The following is a 17,901-nucleotide window of genomic DNA, read 5'->3' as shown; positions in this document are numbered from 1 at the left end:
TAATTCAACAATTTTTTCAGACGTTGTAGGGGGAAATGACTTGTCAACGGTCTTCTGGTCGTAATGCCGGTAGCCGGCTGTTCTTTCAGTGCCCTGATTCAGCGTTTCGGACCAGAAATAAGGCATTTGAGTAAAAGGCTGGCTATTGTATCAACGAACCCTATTAATTTAAGACAAAATTCAGGTCGTTTATAATTTTTCAGGTCATACAATTTTTACAAACGGGTATGGAATCAACGATCCCTTCCTCCTTTTCTCCCTCGGCTGAAGCTGTCCGGTCCCGCGCCATTGACTGGCGGCTGGGCATTCCCACGTACGTCTATGCTGTCGTGTTTGCGTCATTATGTATTGTCTGGGGGCTGCTCTGGGACATCATGTGGCACATCAGCATCGGCCGCGATGGGCTGTTTGCTCCTCCGCACCTGGTCATGTACGTCGGCGCTGTCGTATCCGGCCTGTTTTCGGGTTACCAGATCCTCAGCATGACCTTTCAAAAAAAACACCCCGAGCGGGCCGGTTCCGTTCGCTTCTGGGGTGTTTTCTACGGCTCGCTGGGCGCGCTTTATTGCGTGTGGGGTGCTATGGCCATGCTAACCTCGGCCCCTTTCGACGATTGGTGGCACAACACCTACGGACTGGATGTCCAGATTCTGACACCCCCGCATACGGTGCTGGTGCTGGGCATGATGATGGTGCAATTCGGAGCGATGATCGGGGTGCTGGCGCTGCAGAACCGCACCCGCAGCCAAACCCTGACCAACGACCTGGACCAGCGACGGGCCAGCCGCCTGAAACTGCTGTTCGGTATTGCCGCCGGCCTGCTGCTGACGGTCTTGTACGTTCTGCTGTCTGAAAACATGGGCAAGTGGCTGATGCACAACTCCCTCTGCTACACCACAGCCGCCATCGCCTTTCCGATCTACCTGCTGGCGGTTGGCCGGGCGTCGATGCTGAAGAACCCGATTACGATCATCACGGCCGTATACATGATCACGCTGCTGCTTCCCAACTGGATACTGCCTCTGTTTTCGGCTACACCCAAGCTTGGTCCGGTGTATAACCCCATCACGACGTATCAGGCGTTTTCGTTTCCGCTGCTGCTGATCGTACCGGCCTTTGCGCTGGACCAGCTCATGAAACGCTATAAAGGCAACGACTGGATACTGGCTGGTCTTGCCGCGGTTGTCTTCATGGTGCTGTTCCTGGCGGTTCAATGGCCGTTTGGGGAGTTCCTGCACACGTCGCCCTACGCCCGCAACTGGTTCTTCCTGTCGAACGCGTGGTCATACGACAGCCCTCCGGACTGGAAGTACCGCTACGAGTTCCACCCAGGTCTGCTGGAGCCAACGGCCGTATTCGCCAAAAACTTTGCGTTTGCCATCCTATACGCGGCCATCTCCGCCCGGATTGGCCTCTGGTGGGGCAACTGGATGAAACGGGTAGTGAGGTAAGGAAAAGGAGGCCAGACCGGAGCCCAATGGTCTGACGATACGTCAGACCGCCTGACTCAAACAAACGGGTCTGACGTACCGTCAGACCCGAACGCAAAAGAAACCAAACAACCATGAATCCAACCCGAATCTGGTCGCGAGGCAACAAACTCGTCTTCCTTTATTCATTCATTTACGCATTTGCCCTTTCGCTCATCAGCTACGCTCACGTGGGCAGCCCCGGTGTGCTGGTGCAGAAACAGGCCGGTAAGTACCGGGTGCTGATCAATGTGCAGCCACCGGACGTTGTGCCGGGAACCGCTAAGGTGACTGTATTTGTGGAGCAGGGACAGGTTAAAACCATTCAGGCCCGGCCGGTGTATTTCTGGACCGGCGACGAAGGGGCCCCTACGCATGATCAACTCAACGCGGTCTCATCCACGCAGTTTACCGGCGACGTCTGGTTCATGGAAAGTGGTTCCACGAGTGTTGAACTCCAGATCGACGGCCCCGACGGAAAAGCAACGGTGGTCGCGCCGGTGATGTCGGTAGCCACGGCCCAGCGAACCATGCCCGCCGAAACCGGTATTATCCTGTCGATACTGGGTTTGTTGCTGGTCGTACTGATGGTGACCATCATCGGAGCCAGTTCGGCCGATGGGACTCTCCAGCCCGGCCAGTCGGCCCCGCCCGTGTTCCGCCGGAAACGGATCGTCGGCATGAGCATCGGCGCAGTACTGCTGGTGCTGCTGCTGGCCGGTGGACGAACCTGGTGGGACAGTTGGGCCGATGAATATCAGACCGATCAGCTCTACCGCCGACTTCCTGTCAACTCCGTTGTAAAACCCGAGAACGGCCAGCTTGCTCTTACGATTCAGGTCGACACGACCGGCTTTGCGCAGAACCGTCGGTGGCGTCGGCCGCTGAGTTTTATCGTGCCCGACCACGGGAAGCTGATGCACGTTTTTCTGGTCAGAACGCCCGGTCTGGACGCCTTTGCGCACCTCCATCCCGACCGACGTGATACGTTGCGGTATGAGTCGAAATTGCCGGCGCTGCCCGGTGGGCGGTACCTGCTCTACGCCGATGTCGTGTACCGGTCGGGTTATGCCGAAACGCTGACGGATACGGTCGAGGTGCCTTTCGTCAAGCTATCGGCCGAACAGGCAGCCGCCCGCACGCCAACGGATGCCGACGATAGCTGGCTGGTTACCGAACCGATGGGGGTCAAATCGAACGCCATCGGCAAGCTGCACCTCGACGATGACATGGTGAGTTGCGGCAAGCCAAGTGCCAGTGCCAGACTGGACGACGGGTCCACTATGGTCTGGACCGACAAACCCAGCCCAATTCTGGAAGTCGGCAAGCCCTATATGCTCAAATTTGCCGTTGCCGACGAGCAGGGCAAAGCCGCCAAACTGGAACCGTATCTGGGCATGAGCGGTCACGCAGCCATTGTGCGCTCCGATGGTACGGTCTACATTCACCTGCACCCGGTCGGTACGTATTCCATGGCGGCCGAAGAGTCGATGGTCAGCCGCATTGCTGATACAGCCCGGACGGTGAAACTCCCCGACCCTAAACTCTTCCGAGACAGTATTGATGCGTACGTAGCGAAGCTCAGGAATTTACCGGAAGCCGAAAAGAACAAGCTGATCATGGCCGCCATGCCCACGATGAACCACACCATGACCGTCAACAACATGGTTGAGTTTCCGTATGCGTTCCCACGGGCGGGCCACTACCGCATCTGGATTCAGGTCAAGCGCAACGGCCGCGTACTGACGGGCGTGTTTGATACGCAGGTGAAAGAGAGTTTGCTGTAATGCTCTTTACTCGTCTGTAAAGTGTCTGACGTACGTCTGACTCGATAGCAAAAGCAAGTTGGCAAAACGCGTATATAAAACTGCTCACATGGGCAGTTTTATATACGGACGCAGGTAGGTACTTACTTAAACCTGACGCTTTACTGAACCGCAAACTCCGCGTCGCTAATGCCTTTGTTAACTTCTACTGAATTCAATTTCAATGAAATAGTCATGCTCTGCGACACAATGTTCGTGCTAAATGGAATTTTCACCCCGTTCACCTCTTTGTAGTCGGTAAACTTGGTGGTTCTAGCTCCATCTGTATCAAACATGCCAATGTTCTGCACTTTCAGTCCGGTTTCGGCATCATAGTAATCTGTCCACAATGGACTACCGTCTGCGAATGTGCTGGTTACTTTATACGTATCGCGACCATCAATCTGTTCCTTGCCCTCAACCGTTGACTTGATGCCTTCTGCTTTGTACGACAGCTCCGGAAATAATCCATAGGCCATGATCGAACGTTTGGCAATTGGCCCATTCACAGGAACCGTCCCCTGCGGACTAACCGCTATCATGCGGGTACCATCGGTTGCAGTTTTGTAAATAAGCTGGCCCTTGTCATCGGTTGTGATCTGTAATGACTTAGCCGGGGCTTTTTGCTTAGTCGTAAGTTGCAAAGGAATGTCATTAACCTGCAGTGTTAACTGAGAGGTCACGTCTTTGACCTTCATCAGGGCTTTTTTACCGCCGATGGCCGTAAGGTACTTGTTGATGACTTCGTCGGCCGTGGGCAGGGTCTGGGCGGTAGCCGATCCGAGAAGAACAGGTAAGAGGAGCAGGGTAAGAAATAGCTTTTTCATAGGGGTGATAGTTACGGGATGGATAGGTTTACTGCACGTTGAACTCAGTGTCGCTGACGCCTTTGTTGATCTGGACCGAGTTTAGTTGGGTCTTGGACACACCGCCACCGTTTTCCTGGTACATCGAAACAAACGGGATCTTTACGCCATCGACCGCCCTGTAATCGCTAGGCTTAAGCGTGGCGGTACGGTTCTGGTCCCACTTGATAATCGTCTGTACTTTCAGGCCGGTTGCCACGTCGTAATAGTTGGTACAAAAAGGGGTACCATCAGCAAACGTACTGGTGACTTTATAAGCCTCCTGACCGTCGATCGGCTCCTTACCCTCAAGCGTCGATTTGATGCTTTCTGCTTTGTACACCAGCTCTGGGCAAAACCGGTTATACATCAGGGAAAGTCGGGTATTCTGTTCACTTTGGCGGTTGGTACCCTGCTGGGTAACATCGACCGCGCTGGTCCCATCTGTCACAAATTTGTAAAGAAGCTGGCCATTGTCGCCCGTAATCAGCGTCATTGCCTTAGCCGGTGCTTTACGCTTTAACGAGATTTTTATCAGGGCATTATCGTACTGTAACGAGCCCTCAGACGTCACGTCTTTGACCTTCATCAGGGCTTTTTTACCGCCGATGGCCGCAAGGTATTTGTCAATGACTTCGTCGGCTGTGGGCATGGTCTGGGCGGTGGCCAGCAGGCAGAAAGCCGGAAGAATGAGGAGGGTGAGTGCAAGCTTTTTCATAGTGAAGTTTTTTATATAGGAAAAAGTTAAAAGGTAGAAGCGGAAAGCTTGCGTTAACCTATGTAACTTCGGATTGACAGCAAAGAAAACCCACCCGGACAAATACCCGGACAATTATTAGTTGCCTGATAGACAGCGAGCAGCATCGTCTTACTCTACTAATATGGCTGAGTAGAACTAGTAGAGAGAACGCCGTTTCACATACCCGGGAATCAAACGTCGGCGAAGGCTTCGCCCAGATCGGCCCCTTCGGGCAAGTTGGTTTTCTTACGGATCCGGTAGCGGGTTTTGACAATGGTATCCGCCGAAATGCCCAGCATATCGGCCATTTCTCTGGTCGACAGTGCCAGACGGCTCAGGCAGATGATACGCGTTTCGGCAGGCGTGAGCAGGGTGTATTTCTGGCGCAGGCGGAGCAGGTAATTCGGGTACACCTGCTCAAAGAGTTCACGAAAGCGCTCCCAGTCGGCCTCGGTCAGGATCGCCAGTTCCATCAACTCAGCGATGTGGGGCAGGTTTTCGTCGGTTGCCGATTTGGCAGTTGCTTCCCGTAGCTGTTGTAATTGAGCAAGCTGCTCGGTTCGAGTTCGTGCTTCCTGTGTAATAAACGCTAATTGTTGTTCTGCCTCACGTCGGCGTTTGCGTTGATAACTCAGATAAACTGATGATATAAGTAAAACCAGCACCAACCCCGTTATCGACGCATTGCGCAGCCATACGGCGTAATCGCGGTCGGCGTCAATCTGATTCAGTTTGGATCGGTAAGCTTCGGCTTCGAGTTTTTCCTGCTTCTGATGAAAGATGCTGGCATCGTCGTTCTTGCGTTGTTTCTCCTCCAGTCGGTTAGCCAGTTGAGTGTAGTAAAGGGCTTTCTGTAAATCACCCCGGTGCTGGTAAACCTCACCCAGGCCCGTGAAGAGCGGGATGATATCCAGACTATCCGTTTGGTCAACAAACGCACGTACTGAGTCATACAGCGCCATTGATCGTAACAAAGCCGGATAAGCTTTATCGTATTGTTTAAGCTTTAAGTAAATCTCTGACAGCGGCACCATTGCATTGAATTCAGACTGCCGGTCGTTACCGCGCCGAACAGCTTCAATAGCTTTTTTCAGATAAGGAATGGCGGCTGCGTGTTTCCCCTGTCTGCTCAATACAACGCCGAGATTACCGTAGCTAACGGAAGAGTGAACCGACGAGCCATACGAAAGACCAAAGGTGTATGCTTTCTGATACCAGTAAGCCGCTTCCTTTAACTTGCCTAAACGCAGATGGCAAGAACCTAAATCGTTCAGGAACTGCCACTTGTAATAGTTGTAGCCGTAAGGATGCCCCTCTTTGGTATCCAGTTGAGGGTGAGCCCATTGGTTTCCTAATGCCGCTACCCGTCTGGCTAAATCATACTCCTGAATCTTGAAGAAATACATACTCATCCACCAGATGTGATGAATAATGTCATAAGTAGCTCCGTGGTACTGGTGAATAACTGATAAGGGTAAATTTTGCAGTAAAGACATCCCCCGAATGGCCCCGTCGTAAACCAGTATCCGGCGCGTGCGCTCGTCCATTTTGCCCGGATGCTCAATGATAACTTTGCACCATGCCAGCCAGCATATACCTTCTTCTGCCAGGAGGTTGTGCTGATGAGCATACGTCCGGATTGACACCAGAGAGTCAATAACTCCCTGTGCCTGTTTTCTGACGTAGAGATCGACGAACTGCTGATTACGACACCAGAAGACCCGCATAAGTGTGGCCGCTCTGGGGCCTTTGGCCTCGGCTTTCATAAAGTTATATTCCGCCAGCATGGCTGGTCGTTTGGCGGGCCGCTGTATCGAATCGTAAAAGTCAAACCAGTGTTTGGTCAGATAAGCATCAGCATAAGTGAATTGCTCTCCATCAGACAATTGCTGAAAATGGACTCGATTTATTGGTGCAGAGAGGAGTTGTGCCCTAAAAAGCAGGAGCGCAACGATACACAATTGAACATTCATCAAGGGTAGGATAGATCATTTGTCAACAAAACCGCTGATAAATTTACACAACACAGCAATACACTGCGGCTATCCCGATGTTAAATTTTTTAAGTATTTTTACTTATACAATTCAGGTCCGATATATCGGATTTGTAGGTTTGAAAGTCAGCTAAGCACCTGCCATACAGCAGCGGTCAGGTAGGCGTCCCTAGCAACGGGTTTTATACATTTGAAAAGTCTCACTGCCCCTCATCGGCCCGGCGGTCAGCCCGGATCTCCGGGATCGTATCGGAGTCGATCAGCCCGATCGAGGCTGCATGTTCGGCGGCTGCTACGGTGTCGGGCACCAGCAGCATGGGTACCCGAGCCGCTTCGGCCGTGCGGATCAGTTCGCGAACGGCTTCGTCGCGCCGATCCTCCTGAGATACGTCGCGAATATAGATGGCCAGAATACGGCCTGGATTTTCCCGCAGTACCTGCGAATAAATTTCGGGGTCCTGCTGGCCGCTGTCGCCGATGAGTACAAACGGCAACTGTGGGTTCACGTCCATGACCTTTCGGATCATGCCGAGCTTATGATCATGGTGCGAGCTTTTAATGAACTGAGTTTTGCTGAGGCCCAGATCACGCAGAAGAATGGGGCCCTTTGGTATCCCCTGAATGCGAAAGAAATCGACCAGCAGATCGTAGAGGTTCCACGGGCTGCTCGACACGAAGTATATCGGGTTAAACAGCGTCGTAACCGGCCCACTCTGCAGCGCCCGGTAAAATGCCGCAACACCCCCGAATGGCAACCGCGTGTAGGCATTGCCCAGGAATGTCAGTCTGGCCGTTTGCAGCAGGCTGGTGGCTTCTGTCACCAGCACCGTATCGTCGATGTCGGAGATGATCCCAAACTGGCTGAACGTCGGCGAAATCATCAGGTAGCCATCCTTGATAACCGGGTCGCCGTTTGGCTGCACTACGTCCGGCAGCTCATACCGTACCGGAAACCAGGCCCGGCCGGGCAGCAGATCGTTGGGCGGGTTGATGGTCAGTTCGAAGTACCCTTCCTCGTCCGAAACGGTCGTGTGCGTCTGCCCAAAGGCCTGTATGCGTACCGTCACGCCCGGTACCTCATCACTCTCGAAGCGCTGGTACGTAGCCAGCAGATTCTGCCAGAACGTATCGTTGTCGCTCGGGGTGCTCAGATCCCGTTGCCGCAGTACGCGCCCTTTGAGCCACACGGCCGTCGGGCTGCCGAAGCCCCGGTAATACACGATCTGATACGGTTTGTGGGCATCAAGCCGACCAAACAACCGGTTTTTGAGCCGATCAAAGTGTGCCTCTGCGCCAACGGCTGTAGTCTGAAGAAGTTCTTTCCAGTTCATCGAACGTACTTAGCGTAATCCTCCCATTCGTCAATATCCGATAACTCGGCCAGCCGCTCAAAAGTTAGATTATGCGCCTGTAGCGCCTGTTCGGTCAGGTCGCGAAGACCGGGTTCGCTCCAGGGTTTATCTTCGAACAGCAACGGATGTAACTGTTTCATACCCAGCAGGTAATACCCGCCGTCGGTGGCGGGCCCAATGACCACATCAGCCCGCGACAGCGCCTGAAATGCCTGCTGAATATGATCCGGAGTAATATCAAGACAGTCGCTGCCGATAATTACCACCCGCTCGGCGCCGGCGGCAAACTGTTCCTGAAACGCATTGTGCATGCGCTGACCCAGATCCCTGCCGGTTTGCAACCGCTTTTCGTAGCCATTCCAGCCATCGTTGGAGTTAACGAAATCGCCGTAGTAAACCACCCGGTTATAAGGCAGCATGCGGGTAAGCTGCTGTGTGTACTGAAGGAGATGCCGGTAAACCTCAACGGCCTTGTCGTTACCAACCGAACGGGCAATTCGGGTTTTGACATTGCCGGGAATCGGGTTTTTAACGAAGATCATCAGGTGATTTTCTGCCATACGGTGGTTTGTCGGTAACTTGCGAAAAAATTGACGTTGCGGGCCGGACATCAGCCGTCAGACTTTTCCATGGCGGCAAGTCCAATGATTGATGTCCGGTACGCCAACGTCGTCAATAGAAATCTATGAGCAAGCAAATTGTTTACACCGATCAGGCGCCTGCCCCAATCGGCCCCTACAGTCAGGCCGTTAAGATTGATGTTCGTAACACCAGCTCGATGGTATTCGTATCGGGCCAGGTAGCCATTGACCTGGCTCCGCAGGGCGACATTCAGGCCGAAACCCGGAAGGTTATGGAAAACATCGGGGCCATTCTGAAGGAAGCCGGTTTGGACTACAGCCACATTGTCAAAAGCAGCATCTTTGTCAAAGACATGAACAACTTCGCGGCTATCAACGAGGTGTACGGCACGTTCTTCACCGCCGAACCGCCCGCCCGCGAAACGGTTGAAGTGGCCCGCCTGCCCAAAGACGTAAACGTTGAAATTTCGGTTATAGCTATTCAATAAAATGAATGGAGGAGGGAGGAAAGGAAGAAAGGAGAAAGGGTCCTGCCAAAGTCCTTCCTCCTTTCCTCCCTTTCTCCTTTCCTCCCTTTCTCCTCCTAATCATGTCCCAACAAGTACGCGTTCGTTTCGCTCCCAGTCCAACGGGTCCGCTGCACATCGGCGGGGTGCGAACCGCTCTGTATAATTATCTGTTCGCCCGCAAAATGGGTGGCAAAATGCTGCTGCGCATTGAAGATACTGACCAGAACCGGTTCGTACCGGGTGCTGAAGAGTACATTCTGGAATCCCTGCGGTGGGTCGGCATTGAGATTGACGAAGGCCAGGGCATTGGGGGGCCACACGCGCCCTACCGGCAGTCGGAGCGCAAAGACATTTACCGCGTTGAAGCCGAACGACTGGTAGCCGAAGGCAAGGCGTACTATGCCTTCGATACGGCCGACGAACTGGATGCCATGCGCAAGCGGCTCGAAGCCGCCAACGCTCCGGCCGCGCAGTACAATGCCATCACGCGGATGCAGATGAAAAACTCGCTGACGCTGAAACCCGAGGACGTAAAGGCCCGCATCGATGCCGGCGATCCGTACGTGATCCGGCTGAAAACCCCGCGTAAGGAAGAAGTCCGGCTCAACGACCTGATCCGCGGCTGGGTCAATGTCCATTCCTCAGCCATCGACGACAAGGTGCTGCTCAAATCCGACGGGCTGCCGACGTATCACCTGGCCAACGTAGTAGACGACCACATCATGGGCATTACGCACGTGATCCGGGGCGAAGAATGGCTGCCCTCTGCCCCACTCCACGTGCTGCTGTACCGCTACCTCGGCTGGGAAAGCACCATGCCGCAGTTTGCGCACCTGCCCCTGCTGCTGAAGCCGGAAGGCAACGGCAAGCTCAGCAAGCGCGACGCTGACCTGGGCGGTTTCCCGATTTTCCCGCTGCAATGGACCGATCCGTTCAGCGGTACCGTCGCCCGGGGCTTCCGCGAAGACGGCTACCTGCCCGAAGCCGTCGTCAATTTTCTGGCCTTGCTGGGCTGGAATCCCGGCACTGAGCAGGAACTGTTTACGATGGCCGAACTGATCAGTTCGTTCGACATTGCGCAGATCCACAAAGCCGGAGCGCGATTCGACATTGAAAAAGCGAAGTGGTTCAACCACCAGTACATCCGCCAGCGCCCCAACGAAGAACTGGCCCCCGCCGTGCAGCAGCAGGCCGAAGCCAACGGACTGACCTGTTCGGCCGACAAGGCGATTAAAATTGCCGGGCTGCTTAAGGAACGCGTCAACTTTGCCCACGAGCTTTTCACGGAAGCCCGCACGATCTTCTACACCCCCGAAGTCTACGACGAAACGATTGCAGCCGCCAAATGGAATGCGGACGCCGTTCGGGCGGTAACCGTATTCCGCGATGCGCTCCAGTCGTTCGACGGCGAGTTCATGGCCGATACGATCAAGCACACCCTGTCTGATACGTTACAGCAGGCAGGCATCAAGCAGGGCAAGATCATGCAGGCTATGCGACTGGCCCTGACCGGCTCCGGTACGGGTCCCGACCTGATGCTGACGATGGAAATCATTGGTAAAGACGAAGTGATCAAGCGATTAGAACAAGCGTTGGAAACATTGAAAACACCTGCTAGTTAACGTAGTAAAGTTTACGCAAACCCGACGAATCCATGGCGAAGAAAAAAACCAACCCCAGCGAAGACGAAAAGCCCCGGGTACATAAAGAGCTCGAAGGGTTCGACATACAGATCAATTCATTCGGCGAAATCACGACGAGTTTTGATATCGACAAGATCAATCAGTTTCTTAACAAAACGGTCGATGACAAAAAGCTCCGTCACCGCGACGACCTGAAGGCGCTCAAAGGTGAAACGGAAGATGAAGAACCGAAGAATGCGGCAAACGGTGAGGACGACGAGGAACATCTCTTCGACGAAACCGACGACGATCTTCCCGACGATATTAACACGCGGTAAGCTGCCACAGCGACACGGATTGTGCAGCCGGCTGGCAACGGCCTGTTCGCCTTATCCGTTTATCTGTCCAATCTGTATACTCGGCGGCCACCCATGTAGGCCCGACCAGCCCAGCGTCCGGTCGGGCTTTTTTTACGCCGTTTGTACGATAAAACCGGGTCAATGTAAGGCGGACTTTGTAGTTTTCGGCTACATTTCTGTTCTGTAAACCGAAACCTCTATGTATTCACACGAGATTGATTACAAAATCATTGGCGAAGACATCCAGATTGTTGAGATTGAACTGGACCCCAACGAAACCGTAATCGCGGAAGCCGGTGCCATGCTGTTCATGGAAGACGGCATCCAGTTTGAAACCAAAATGGGCGATGGCTCCCAGCCAAATCAGGGCTTCATGGGCAAGCTGCTCCAGGCCGGCTCCCGGCTTATCACGGGCGAATCGCTGTTTATGACCCACTTCACCAACCGGGGCGTTGGCAAACGGAAAGTGGCGTTTGCGGCTCCTTATCCCGGTACGGTCCTGCCTGTAAATCTGGCCAACATCTACGGCAATTCACTCATCGTCCAGAAAGACGCATTCCTGTGTGCTGCCCTTGGCACACGCCTGAGCATTCATTTCAACCAGCGGCTGGGTGCCGGCTTTTTTGGTGGAGAAGGCTTCATTCTGCAAAAGCTGCAGGGGGATGGCCTCAGCTTCATCCACGCCGGCGGGGTAGTGATCGAACGCCAGCTGAATAACGAAGTGCTGCGGGTCGATACGGGCTGCGTGGTTGCCTTTGAGCCGCAGGTCAACTTTGACATTCAGCGGTCGGGCGGTCTGAAAAGCATGATTTTCGGGGGCGAAGGGCTGTTCGTGGCTACGTTGAGCGGAACCGGTAAAGTCTGGATTCAATCGATGCCAATCTCGAAACTCATTCAGCGACTCAATCCGGCCGGTGCCCAGGCTAACAAGGAAGGCGGCTCCGTGTTGGGCGGATTAGGAAACTTGTTTGAGGATTAAATTGTCTATTCTATGATTATTGCTTCGGCCATACGATCATGGAAGTTATTTGCATAAACGACAATTTTCCGGCACCGGTGCTGGCTTTCTACGCTGAGTTTGGCGTGCAGACACCCAAGAAAGACCAGCTCTATACGGTTCGTCAGGTAAAGCGCCACACCAACGGCGAAACGGGCGTCCTGCTCAATGAAATTCAGAATCCCGAAGTGCCGGTACGCCATCCGGTGCTGGGTGAAGTATGGTTTGAACCGACGTTCAACATCAACCGCTTTGCTACGCTGCTGGGTCAGCCTGTCCGGCAGGAGGAGCTGGAAGAAGTCAATTCCTGAGTCGGATTATCTGCATACCGGGCGTCAGATGTTAGCGGTCAGACCCGGTACAGCCTTCGAAAAGCCCGGCACGAAACAGCCGGGCTTTTCGTTTATACATCGGTGTTAATTCGTGTAATCTGTGGTAAAATACATTCTGATCCTGTGTGCCGGTATGCTGCTGGCGGCTTGTGGTAACCGTTCTGACAACTACGTACCTAAACCCAAAGGCTACCCACGTATTGATTTGCCGAAACCGGCGTATACCCCTCTGGCGCCCACGCATCCCTATCAGTTTGAATACAACAAAGTTGCCCGCATTCTGCCCGACAGCTTTGCCCGCTCGGAGCCGCACTGGATTTTTATCAATTACCCGTCCTTCAACGCCAGCGTCCAACTGACGTACAAGCCCGTACGGAACGATCCCCAGCGGCTCAAAGCCATGCTGGAAGACGCGTACAAACTGGCCGGCCGCCACAACATCAAGGCGTATGAGATCAAGGAGCAGGTTGTGAAACTGCCATCGGGCCAATGGGCCAATCTGATTTCCCTGTCGGGCGAAGTACCGAGCCAGTTTCAGTTTATCACCACCGATACCACTACCCACTTTCTCCGCGGAGCGCTGTATTTCAACACGGCTACCGAGAACGATTCGCTGGCACCGGTTATCGACTACATCAAAAACGACATGGTCCACATGCTGAAGACCCTGACATGGCGGCAGGAGTAACTCAGGTTACAGGTGTACGAGGTAGTCCGTGAGTTTTTTCCACTGCATTTTCTGAAAAAATAACCAGCCCCCTTCGGCGATCAACGTATTGGCGACGGCCCGATCTCCGGCTTCGCCCCCCTGATTGTTGATGCTTTCGTTCTGACCGATCTCGTACGCAACGAGCCGGTTATCTGTCTGCTGGACCCGGAACGTACTGCGGGCTTCTTCGCCGAAGAAATGCTCGATTTCGCCTTGTACCGATTCGTCATTTTCGGCCGGGTCAGCGCAGGGCTTAACGGTAAACTCCGCCAGTTTTTCTTCCGACCTGCGGTCAATCACCTTTACCCAGTTTTCGGGCGTCGGGCCGGGAATATCAATCCGAATGAAATCGCCTACCTCCGCGCTACCCGTTTTTGGCCGACCAGCCGAATCATAGAGTCGAAACTCAGAATTAATACCGGGTAAATTGGTCCAGGCATTCACGTCGAACAATTTATCCACTGACCGGGCAAAAGCTTTGGAGGCCGCAGAAACATCCGGAAACGTGTGGTCGCTGGAGAAGCATTTATCCTTGGTTTCGTTTCCCATGAGTACGTCCAGCTCATGTTTGACTTCACTTATTATCTTCTTGATTTTCATAGCTTTGAGTGCATTTAATAGCCGTATGATCAGGTCGGCTGCGTTTCTGAACTACGTCTGTGCCGCTACGTTGGCAACGAAATGAACATGCCCCGACCCGCTTTTTTTATGCTAACCAGCCTGACCGGTAACTGTTCTTTATCAGTAACGGATTGGTAGATTCCGGGCGTTATGGTTTAAACATTTTTCGACTTCGCCCGTAATCAGTAGGTAGACACTAGCACGTTGAAGCCGATGGAGAAGCTATCTTCTGAAATTCCGCCGGGCTGGGATTACAATCCTTCAACATGGGGGCAGCGACTACCACTAGTTGCCGTTGCGGTGATTGGGTTAGGCATTTCGCTCTACCTGGGTTTGTATCAGCTGCGAGTGATATCTTCCGTCTGGGACCCGTTTTTTGGCCCGGCCTCCAGCCAGAAAGTACTTAATTCCCCGCTTTCCCGCGTTCTGCCCATTCCGGATGCCTTACTGGGCGCAATTGCCTACGGTGTGGATGCGCTTACCGGTGTTTTTGGCCGAACCGGCCGGTGGAAAACCCTGCCCTGGCTCGTGGTGTTGTTCGGTATTGCAGTCGGGCCCCTGGGGACCGTCAGCGTACTGCTGGTAATTGCCCAGCCGGTTCTTGAAAACGCCTGGTGTACGATGTGCCTGGCTTCGGCGGCCATATCGATTGCTATGATCGGCCCGGCCATGGACGAAGTTCTGGCGAGTCTGCAATTTCTGCAGCGCGTTAAACGAAACGGTCAGTCGGTCTGGAAAGCGTTCTGGGGCGATAAGGCCATTACAGCAACTGTACGGTAATTATGCTACCACGAATCCTCAACGCGCTCCTGGGGCTCTGGCTGATTGTTTCCCCGGCCGTTTTGCAGGTCGATACGAACATCGCCGACAACGCCCACATCGTAGGGCCAATTATTGTGACTGTGTCCGTAATCGCCATCAGCGATTCGGTCCGGAACGTTCGGCTGGTCAACACGTTGTGCGGTGGCTGGCTGCTCATTGCTCCTTGGGTAATGGGATACAATAACCTACCGGCGACTATCAACGACCTCGTGGTGGGTTCACTGACAATCGGGCTGTCGCTCGTCAGGGGCCACGTCGGTCACCAGTTCGGCGGGGGCTGGCGGTCGCTGTTCCAGGACGATCCGGACCACTCTCGTCAGGCCAGCCAGCGGTAAATCATCAACTAACGGATGTACTCATCCCAGGCACCGTAAGTTTCCGTCTGAGGGCCACGCGGTATAGCCAGCAGGGCCACCAATCCGCCAACGAACAGGTCGTTCAGGCTAAGCGCGGTAGTGGCATTTCCTGTGAACCACACGCCAGCGGCTACGGCCAGTCCAAGCAGTACGTTCAGCCACCGGCCGATTCGCAGCACTTCGCCCATGGCAATCACGGCTACGACCACAATCAGGGCGCCACAGAGGTGATTCAGGTTGGCAGCAGAACTTTGGGTTTCGGCCCCGAAAACTACCGGCGATGCCATCAGCCAGATACCCAGCAGCATGGACACCGTCAGCGTCCACGGAAAACTCATGCCCCAGATCGACGCCCGGAACACCGGCCCCCTCTGTTTTGGAAAGGATAGCATAGTCGGCGACCGTTCGTCCATATCGCCTTCGTCTATACCACCCCCTTTCCAGAACACCTTCCAGAATCCTTCGCCTTTTCGGGTGGCTCGTTTCATGTACTGAACCATGGCAATCACCTCATCTACTTCCAGGGGAATCATGGGCAGCATGATAACGGCCGCCAGGATGCAGAACGTACACCAGTAACCGACGATCAGCGGCTGGGAAATAACCAGGACGATATGAACCAGCCCGAGTGGTATGACCAGGAGCCCGAAAAAGGTCACCATCCAGGGCATAGTCCGCCAGCGCGACGAACTACCCATCCAGCCCATCAGGAATTCGAACGTATACGCCAGTGACCCCAGCCCGGCGTCAGAAACGGGCAGCGAATGCGACATAGTCGAATTTAATACCCGTTCCGTACCATCGCCGAAAAACGGGTCCCAGGCGTTGTCGATGTAACCCAGTTGAAACGCAGCAATGTAGCGGGATACCATCCAGCCCATCAGCCCCGTAACGATCATGATCCAGCGCTGCGGCCAGCTGGACGGATTATAGCTCCAGCCCGGTGGCGTATCGGGGCCCATTTCCATGTACATGATCATGTTGGGCATACCGGGAATGAGAATGGTAAGACCAATGACCAACGCTCCTGCCAGGGTATCGTTTAGATAGGCAGCGGCCGAGGGGGACCAGAAAATCAGGGGAGCTATGCTCAGCCAGACGCCCACAAAGCAGCAGATCCAGACACTGACGGGCCGGTTGGGAGTCAGCGATCGATACCCAAATATGATAAGCAATGCGCCACTAATGATGTCGCTCCAGGTAAGCACCTGTACCCGTTTTTCCAGCGACAGCCACACCGGACGCCCTCCGCTGGGCAGCACCGCTCCTTTGCCGTAGTCGAACGTCAACGGCGAGAGTAGCACCCAAACCCCCAGAATGATCACCAGCCAGTAGATCCATAAGGTTTGCTGCTGGTGCATGGTCAGCATATCCCGACGCTGATCGGGTTTCATTCCGTGTCCGGACGGCTGTGCATGGTCTTCCTGCTGGTCCTTCCCCTTCTGCATCGGCCGGGTTACTCCGCGGTTACCCATATTCATCTCCATAGCGACTGGCCATTGTAGGTTCTAATCCATGTACATTACCAACTTGTCCTATAGATTTATGTTTTCTAATGTTCCATCCAGTAAATCAACGATCACCGTTCGTCCTGTCAGCTCAAACCCTTTTTCAATCAGATCGTTTATTCTAGTAAATCGCTCGGCTGATTAGCAGATCTACATTTGGAAGCAGCAGAACGTATGGTGCGGAGCAGTTCCTTTCTTTACTCGCTGGCTCAGGCTGGCCATGCTGCCGGTAAAGGCGTTCTTTTCGGTCTGGTCTCACCATTTACCCGTTAACTCTCAACGTACTCGCATGAATCAACAGGAAGTAGTTGTCGTGACTGGCGCATCAGCCGGTCTGGGCCGGTCGATTGCCCACGAATTTGCCCGATACGGTGCCCGTGTTGCCCTGATTGCCCGGGACCAGGAACGGCTCGAAGCCGCCAGAAAGGAAGTAGAAGATCTGGGAGGCCAGGCGCTGGTTTTCCCCGCCGACGTAGCGGATGCAGACCGGCTCGACGCTATTGCCGCCGAAATAGAAGAAACCTGGGGACCAATCGACGTATGGGTGAACAACGCCATGGTCAGTGTGCTCAGTCCCGTCAATGAGATGCAGCCGGATGAGTATAAGCGCGTGACGGAGGTGACGTATCTCGGTCAGGTATACGGCACGCTGGCGGCCCTGAAACGAATGCGGCCACGCGATAAGGGCACCATTGTGCTGGTCGGCTCGGCACTGGCCTACCGGGGTATTCCGCTCCAGTCGGCCTATTGCGCGGCCAAACACGCTGTGCAGGGGTTTTACGACTCCCTGCGCACGGAAATCATCCACGATAAAAGCAACGTCGGGGTGACGATGGTACAGCTTCCGGCGATGAATACCCCGCAGTTTGACTGGATGCGCAGCCGGATGCCGAACAAGTCGCGCCCGATGGGCAAAATCTACCAGCCCGAAGTAGCCGCCCGCACAATCTATTACGCAGCCCACCACCCGAACCGGGAGTTTAAAGTTGGCTATACGGCCGTAGAAGCCATCCTAGGCAATAAACTAGCGCCTATGGTTGGCGACTGGGTACTGGCCCGCAATGGCTACCAGGGGCAGCAGACCGACGAACCCGAAACCCCCGGCCGCCCGGACAACCTGTACGACACGGTAAAAGGTGAGTACGGCGCTCGCGGTCGGTTCGACGACCAGTCGTACGATGTCAGCGCCGTTGGCTGGCTGGGCCGGCACCAAGCTGTTCCCATTGCGGCCTCGGTAGTAGCCGGAGTAGTGCTGGGCGCTTTGCTGATGAAACGGTAAGC

At 54.2% G+C, this 17,901-nt stretch carries 18 protein-coding genes; 11 read left to right on the top strand and 7 right to left on the bottom strand.

Going from position 1 to position 17,901, the window contains the following annotated elements:
• Nucleotides 1-227 precede the first annotated feature (227 nt).
• Entirely contained in the window at nucleotides 228-1,451 is a 1,224-nt protein-coding gene (locus DYU11_RS15510; RefSeq protein WP_119668604.1) for a hypothetical protein, read from the top strand.
• Between the two features lie 113 nt (nucleotides 1,452-1,564).
• Nucleotides 1,565-3,256, top strand: a complete 1,692-nt coding sequence (locus DYU11_RS15505; protein WP_119668603.1) for a DUF8832 domain-containing protein — start codon at nucleotides 1,565-1,567, stop codon at nucleotides 3,254-3,256.
• 140 nt (nucleotides 3,257-3,396) lie between these two features.
• Here DYU11_RS15505 and DYU11_RS15500 read toward each other — a convergent pair whose 3' ends face one another.
• From DYU11_RS15500 to DYU11_RS15480, 5 genes are all read right to left on the bottom strand, one after another.
• Nucleotides 3,397-4,101, bottom strand: a complete 705-nt coding sequence (locus DYU11_RS15500) for a LolA-like protein (protein ID WP_119668602.1) — start codon at nucleotides 4,099-4,101, stop codon at nucleotides 3,397-3,399.
• 28 nt (nucleotides 4,102-4,129) lie between these two features.
• Nucleotides 4,130-4,837 (bottom strand): hypothetical protein, encoded by a 708-nt coding sequence (locus tag DYU11_RS15495; protein WP_119668601.1) that lies wholly within the window; start codon nucleotides 4,835-4,837, stop codon nucleotides 4,130-4,132.
• 212 nt (nucleotides 4,838-5,049) lie between these two features.
• Nucleotides 5,050-6,624: a tetratricopeptide repeat protein gene (locus tag DYU11_RS15490; protein WP_158600292.1), complete on the bottom strand. Its 1,575-nt coding sequence runs from the start codon at nucleotides 6,622-6,624 to the stop codon at nucleotides 5,050-5,052.
• Between the two features lie 428 nt (nucleotides 6,625-7,052).
• Nucleotides 7,053-8,183 (bottom strand): App1 family protein phosphatidate phosphatase, encoded by a 1,131-nt coding sequence (locus DYU11_RS15485; RefSeq protein WP_119668599.1) that lies wholly within the window; start codon nucleotides 8,181-8,183, stop codon nucleotides 7,053-7,055.
• Nucleotides 8,180-8,764 carry a TIGR04282 family arsenosugar biosynthesis glycosyltransferase gene (locus DYU11_RS15480; protein ID WP_119668598.1) on the bottom strand — a complete coding sequence of 195 codons (585 nt, stop codon included), beginning with the start codon at nucleotides 8,762-8,764 and terminating at the stop codon, nucleotides 8,180-8,182. Before DYU11_RS15480 ends, DYU11_RS15485 begins: the two co-directional genes overlap by 4 nt.
• A 125-nt stretch (nucleotides 8,765-8,889) precedes the next feature.
• On the opposite strand from DYU11_RS15480, the gene DYU11_RS15475 reads away from it, so the two are divergent.
• The 6 genes from DYU11_RS15475 (at nucleotide 8,890) to gldD (ending at nucleotide 13,292) form a co-directional block, all read left to right on the top strand.
• Nucleotides 8,890-9,273, top strand: coding sequence for a Rid family detoxifying hydrolase (locus DYU11_RS15475; RefSeq protein WP_119668597.1), 384 nt, complete (start codon nucleotides 8,890-8,892; stop codon nucleotides 9,271-9,273).
• Nucleotides 9,274-9,374: 101 nt separating this feature from the next.
• Nucleotides 9,375-10,916: a glutamate--tRNA ligase gene (gene gltX / locus DYU11_RS15470; protein WP_199736729.1), complete on the top strand. Its 1,542-nt coding sequence runs from the start codon at nucleotides 9,375-9,377 to the stop codon at nucleotides 10,914-10,916.
• 32 nt (nucleotides 10,917-10,948) lie between these two features.
• Entirely contained in the window at nucleotides 10,949-11,254 is a 306-nt protein-coding gene (locus tag DYU11_RS15465; protein WP_119668596.1) for a hypothetical protein, read from the top strand.
• Nucleotides 11,255-11,474: 220 nt separating this feature from the next.
• Nucleotides 11,475-12,254 (top strand): TIGR00266 family protein, encoded by a 780-nt coding sequence (locus tag DYU11_RS15460; RefSeq protein ID WP_119668595.1) that lies wholly within the window; start codon nucleotides 11,475-11,477, stop codon nucleotides 12,252-12,254.
• Between the two features lie 38 nt (nucleotides 12,255-12,292).
• On the top strand, nucleotides 12,293-12,583 hold the full coding sequence (locus DYU11_RS15455; RefSeq protein WP_119668594.1) for a hypothetical protein: 291 nt from the start codon (nucleotides 12,293-12,295) through the stop codon (nucleotides 12,581-12,583).
• Nucleotides 12,584-12,704: 121 nt separating this feature from the next.
• A complete protein-coding gene (gene gldD / locus DYU11_RS15450; protein ID WP_119668593.1) occupies nucleotides 12,705-13,292 on the top strand; it encodes a gliding motility lipoprotein GldD in 588 nt (195 codons plus the stop codon).
• 6 nt (nucleotides 13,293-13,298) lie between these two features.
• On the opposite strand, the gene DYU11_RS15445 is transcribed toward gldD, so the two are convergent.
• Nucleotides 13,299-13,913 (bottom strand): hypothetical protein, encoded by a 615-nt coding sequence (locus DYU11_RS15445; RefSeq protein WP_119668592.1) that lies wholly within the window; start codon nucleotides 13,911-13,913, stop codon nucleotides 13,299-13,301.
• 234 nt (nucleotides 13,914-14,147) lie between these two features.
• On the opposite strand from DYU11_RS15445, the gene DYU11_RS15440 reads away from it, so the two are divergent.
• Complete coding sequence (locus DYU11_RS15440; protein WP_199736728.1) at nucleotides 14,148-14,714, top strand: vitamin K epoxide reductase family protein; 567 nt, start codon at nucleotides 14,148-14,150, stop codon at nucleotides 14,712-14,714.
• Nucleotides 14,715-14,716: 2 nt separating this feature from the next.
• Nucleotides 14,717-15,091, top strand: a complete 375-nt coding sequence (locus DYU11_RS15435) for an SPW repeat domain-containing protein (protein WP_119668590.1) — start codon at nucleotides 14,717-14,719, stop codon at nucleotides 15,089-15,091.
• A gap of 8 nt (nucleotides 15,092-15,099) precedes the next feature.
• On the opposite strand, the gene DYU11_RS15430 is transcribed toward DYU11_RS15435, so the two are convergent.
• The gene (locus tag DYU11_RS15430; RefSeq protein ID WP_119668589.1) at nucleotides 15,100-16,599 is read right to left on the bottom strand and encodes a vitamin K epoxide reductase family protein; all 1,500 of its coding nucleotides are present in this window, start codon (nucleotides 16,597-16,599) and stop codon (nucleotides 15,100-15,102) included.
• 310 nt (nucleotides 16,600-16,909) lie between these two features.
• Here DYU11_RS15430 and DYU11_RS15425 point away from each other — a divergent pair, with 310 nt between their 5' ends.
• Complete coding sequence (locus tag DYU11_RS15425; protein WP_119668588.1) at nucleotides 16,910-17,899, top strand: SDR family oxidoreductase; 990 nt, start codon at nucleotides 16,910-16,912, stop codon at nucleotides 17,897-17,899.
• The last annotated feature ends 2 nt before the right edge of the window (nucleotides 17,900-17,901 follow it).

Origin of the sequence: Fibrisoma montanum (genome assembly GCF_003583365.1) — a bacterium.
GTDB classification, from domain to species: domain Bacteria; phylum Bacteroidota; class Bacteroidia; order Cytophagales; family Spirosomataceae; genus Fibrisoma; species Fibrisoma montanum.
Note: the sequence above shows the minus strand (reverse complement) of the source record. Positions and strands in the feature narration are given on the sequence as shown.

Coding starts and splice junctions, on each gene's coding strand:
- DYU11_RS15510 (WP_119668604.1), top strand. CDS start 228: ATGGAATCAACGATCCCTTCCTCCTTTTCTCCCTCGGCTGAAGCTGTC.
- DYU11_RS15505 (WP_119668603.1), top strand. CDS start 1,565: ATGAATCCAACCCGAATCTGGTCGCGAGGCAACAAACTCGTCTTCCTT.
- DYU11_RS15500 (WP_119668602.1), bottom strand. CDS start 4,101: ATGAAAAAGCTATTTCTTACCCTGCTCCTCTTACCTGTTCTTCTCGGA.
- DYU11_RS15495 (WP_119668601.1), bottom strand. CDS start 4,837: ATGAAAAAGCTTGCACTCACCCTCCTCATTCTTCCGGCTTTCTGCCTG.
- DYU11_RS15490 (WP_158600292.1), bottom strand. CDS start 6,624: ATGAAAGCCGAGGCCAAAGGCCCCAGAGCGGCCACACTTATGCGGGTC.
- DYU11_RS15485 (WP_119668599.1), bottom strand. CDS start 8,183: ATGAACTGGAAAGAACTTCTTCAGACTACAGCCGTTGGCGCAGAGGCA.
- DYU11_RS15480 (WP_119668598.1), bottom strand. CDS start 8,764: ATGGCAGAAAATCACCTGATGATCTTCGTTAAAAACCCGATTCCCGGC.
- DYU11_RS15475 (WP_119668597.1), top strand. CDS start 8,890: ATGAGCAAGCAAATTGTTTACACCGATCAGGCGCCTGCCCCAATCGGC.
- gltX (WP_199736729.1), top strand. CDS start 9,375: ATGTCCCAACAAGTACGCGTTCGTTTCGCTCCCAGTCCAACGGGTCCG.
- DYU11_RS15465 (WP_119668596.1), top strand. CDS start 10,949: ATGGCGAAGAAAAAAACCAACCCCAGCGAAGACGAAAAGCCCCGGGTA.
- DYU11_RS15460 (WP_119668595.1), top strand. CDS start 11,475: ATGTATTCACACGAGATTGATTACAAAATCATTGGCGAAGACATCCAG.
- DYU11_RS15455 (WP_119668594.1), top strand. CDS start 12,293: ATGGAAGTTATTTGCATAAACGACAATTTTCCGGCACCGGTGCTGGCT.
- DYU11_RS15445 (WP_119668592.1), bottom strand. CDS start 13,913: ATGAAAATCAAGAAGATAATAAGTGAAGTCAAACATGAGCTGGACGTA.
- DYU11_RS15440 (WP_199736728.1), top strand. CDS start 14,148: ATGGAGAAGCTATCTTCTGAAATTCCGCCGGGCTGGGATTACAATCCT.
- DYU11_RS15435 (WP_119668590.1), top strand. CDS start 14,717: ATGCTACCACGAATCCTCAACGCGCTCCTGGGGCTCTGGCTGATTGTT.
- DYU11_RS15430 (WP_119668589.1), bottom strand. CDS start 16,599: ATGGAGATGAATATGGGTAACCGCGGAGTAACCCGGCCGATGCAGAAG.
- DYU11_RS15425 (WP_119668588.1), top strand. CDS start 16,910: ATGAATCAACAGGAAGTAGTTGTCGTGACTGGCGCATCAGCCGGTCTG.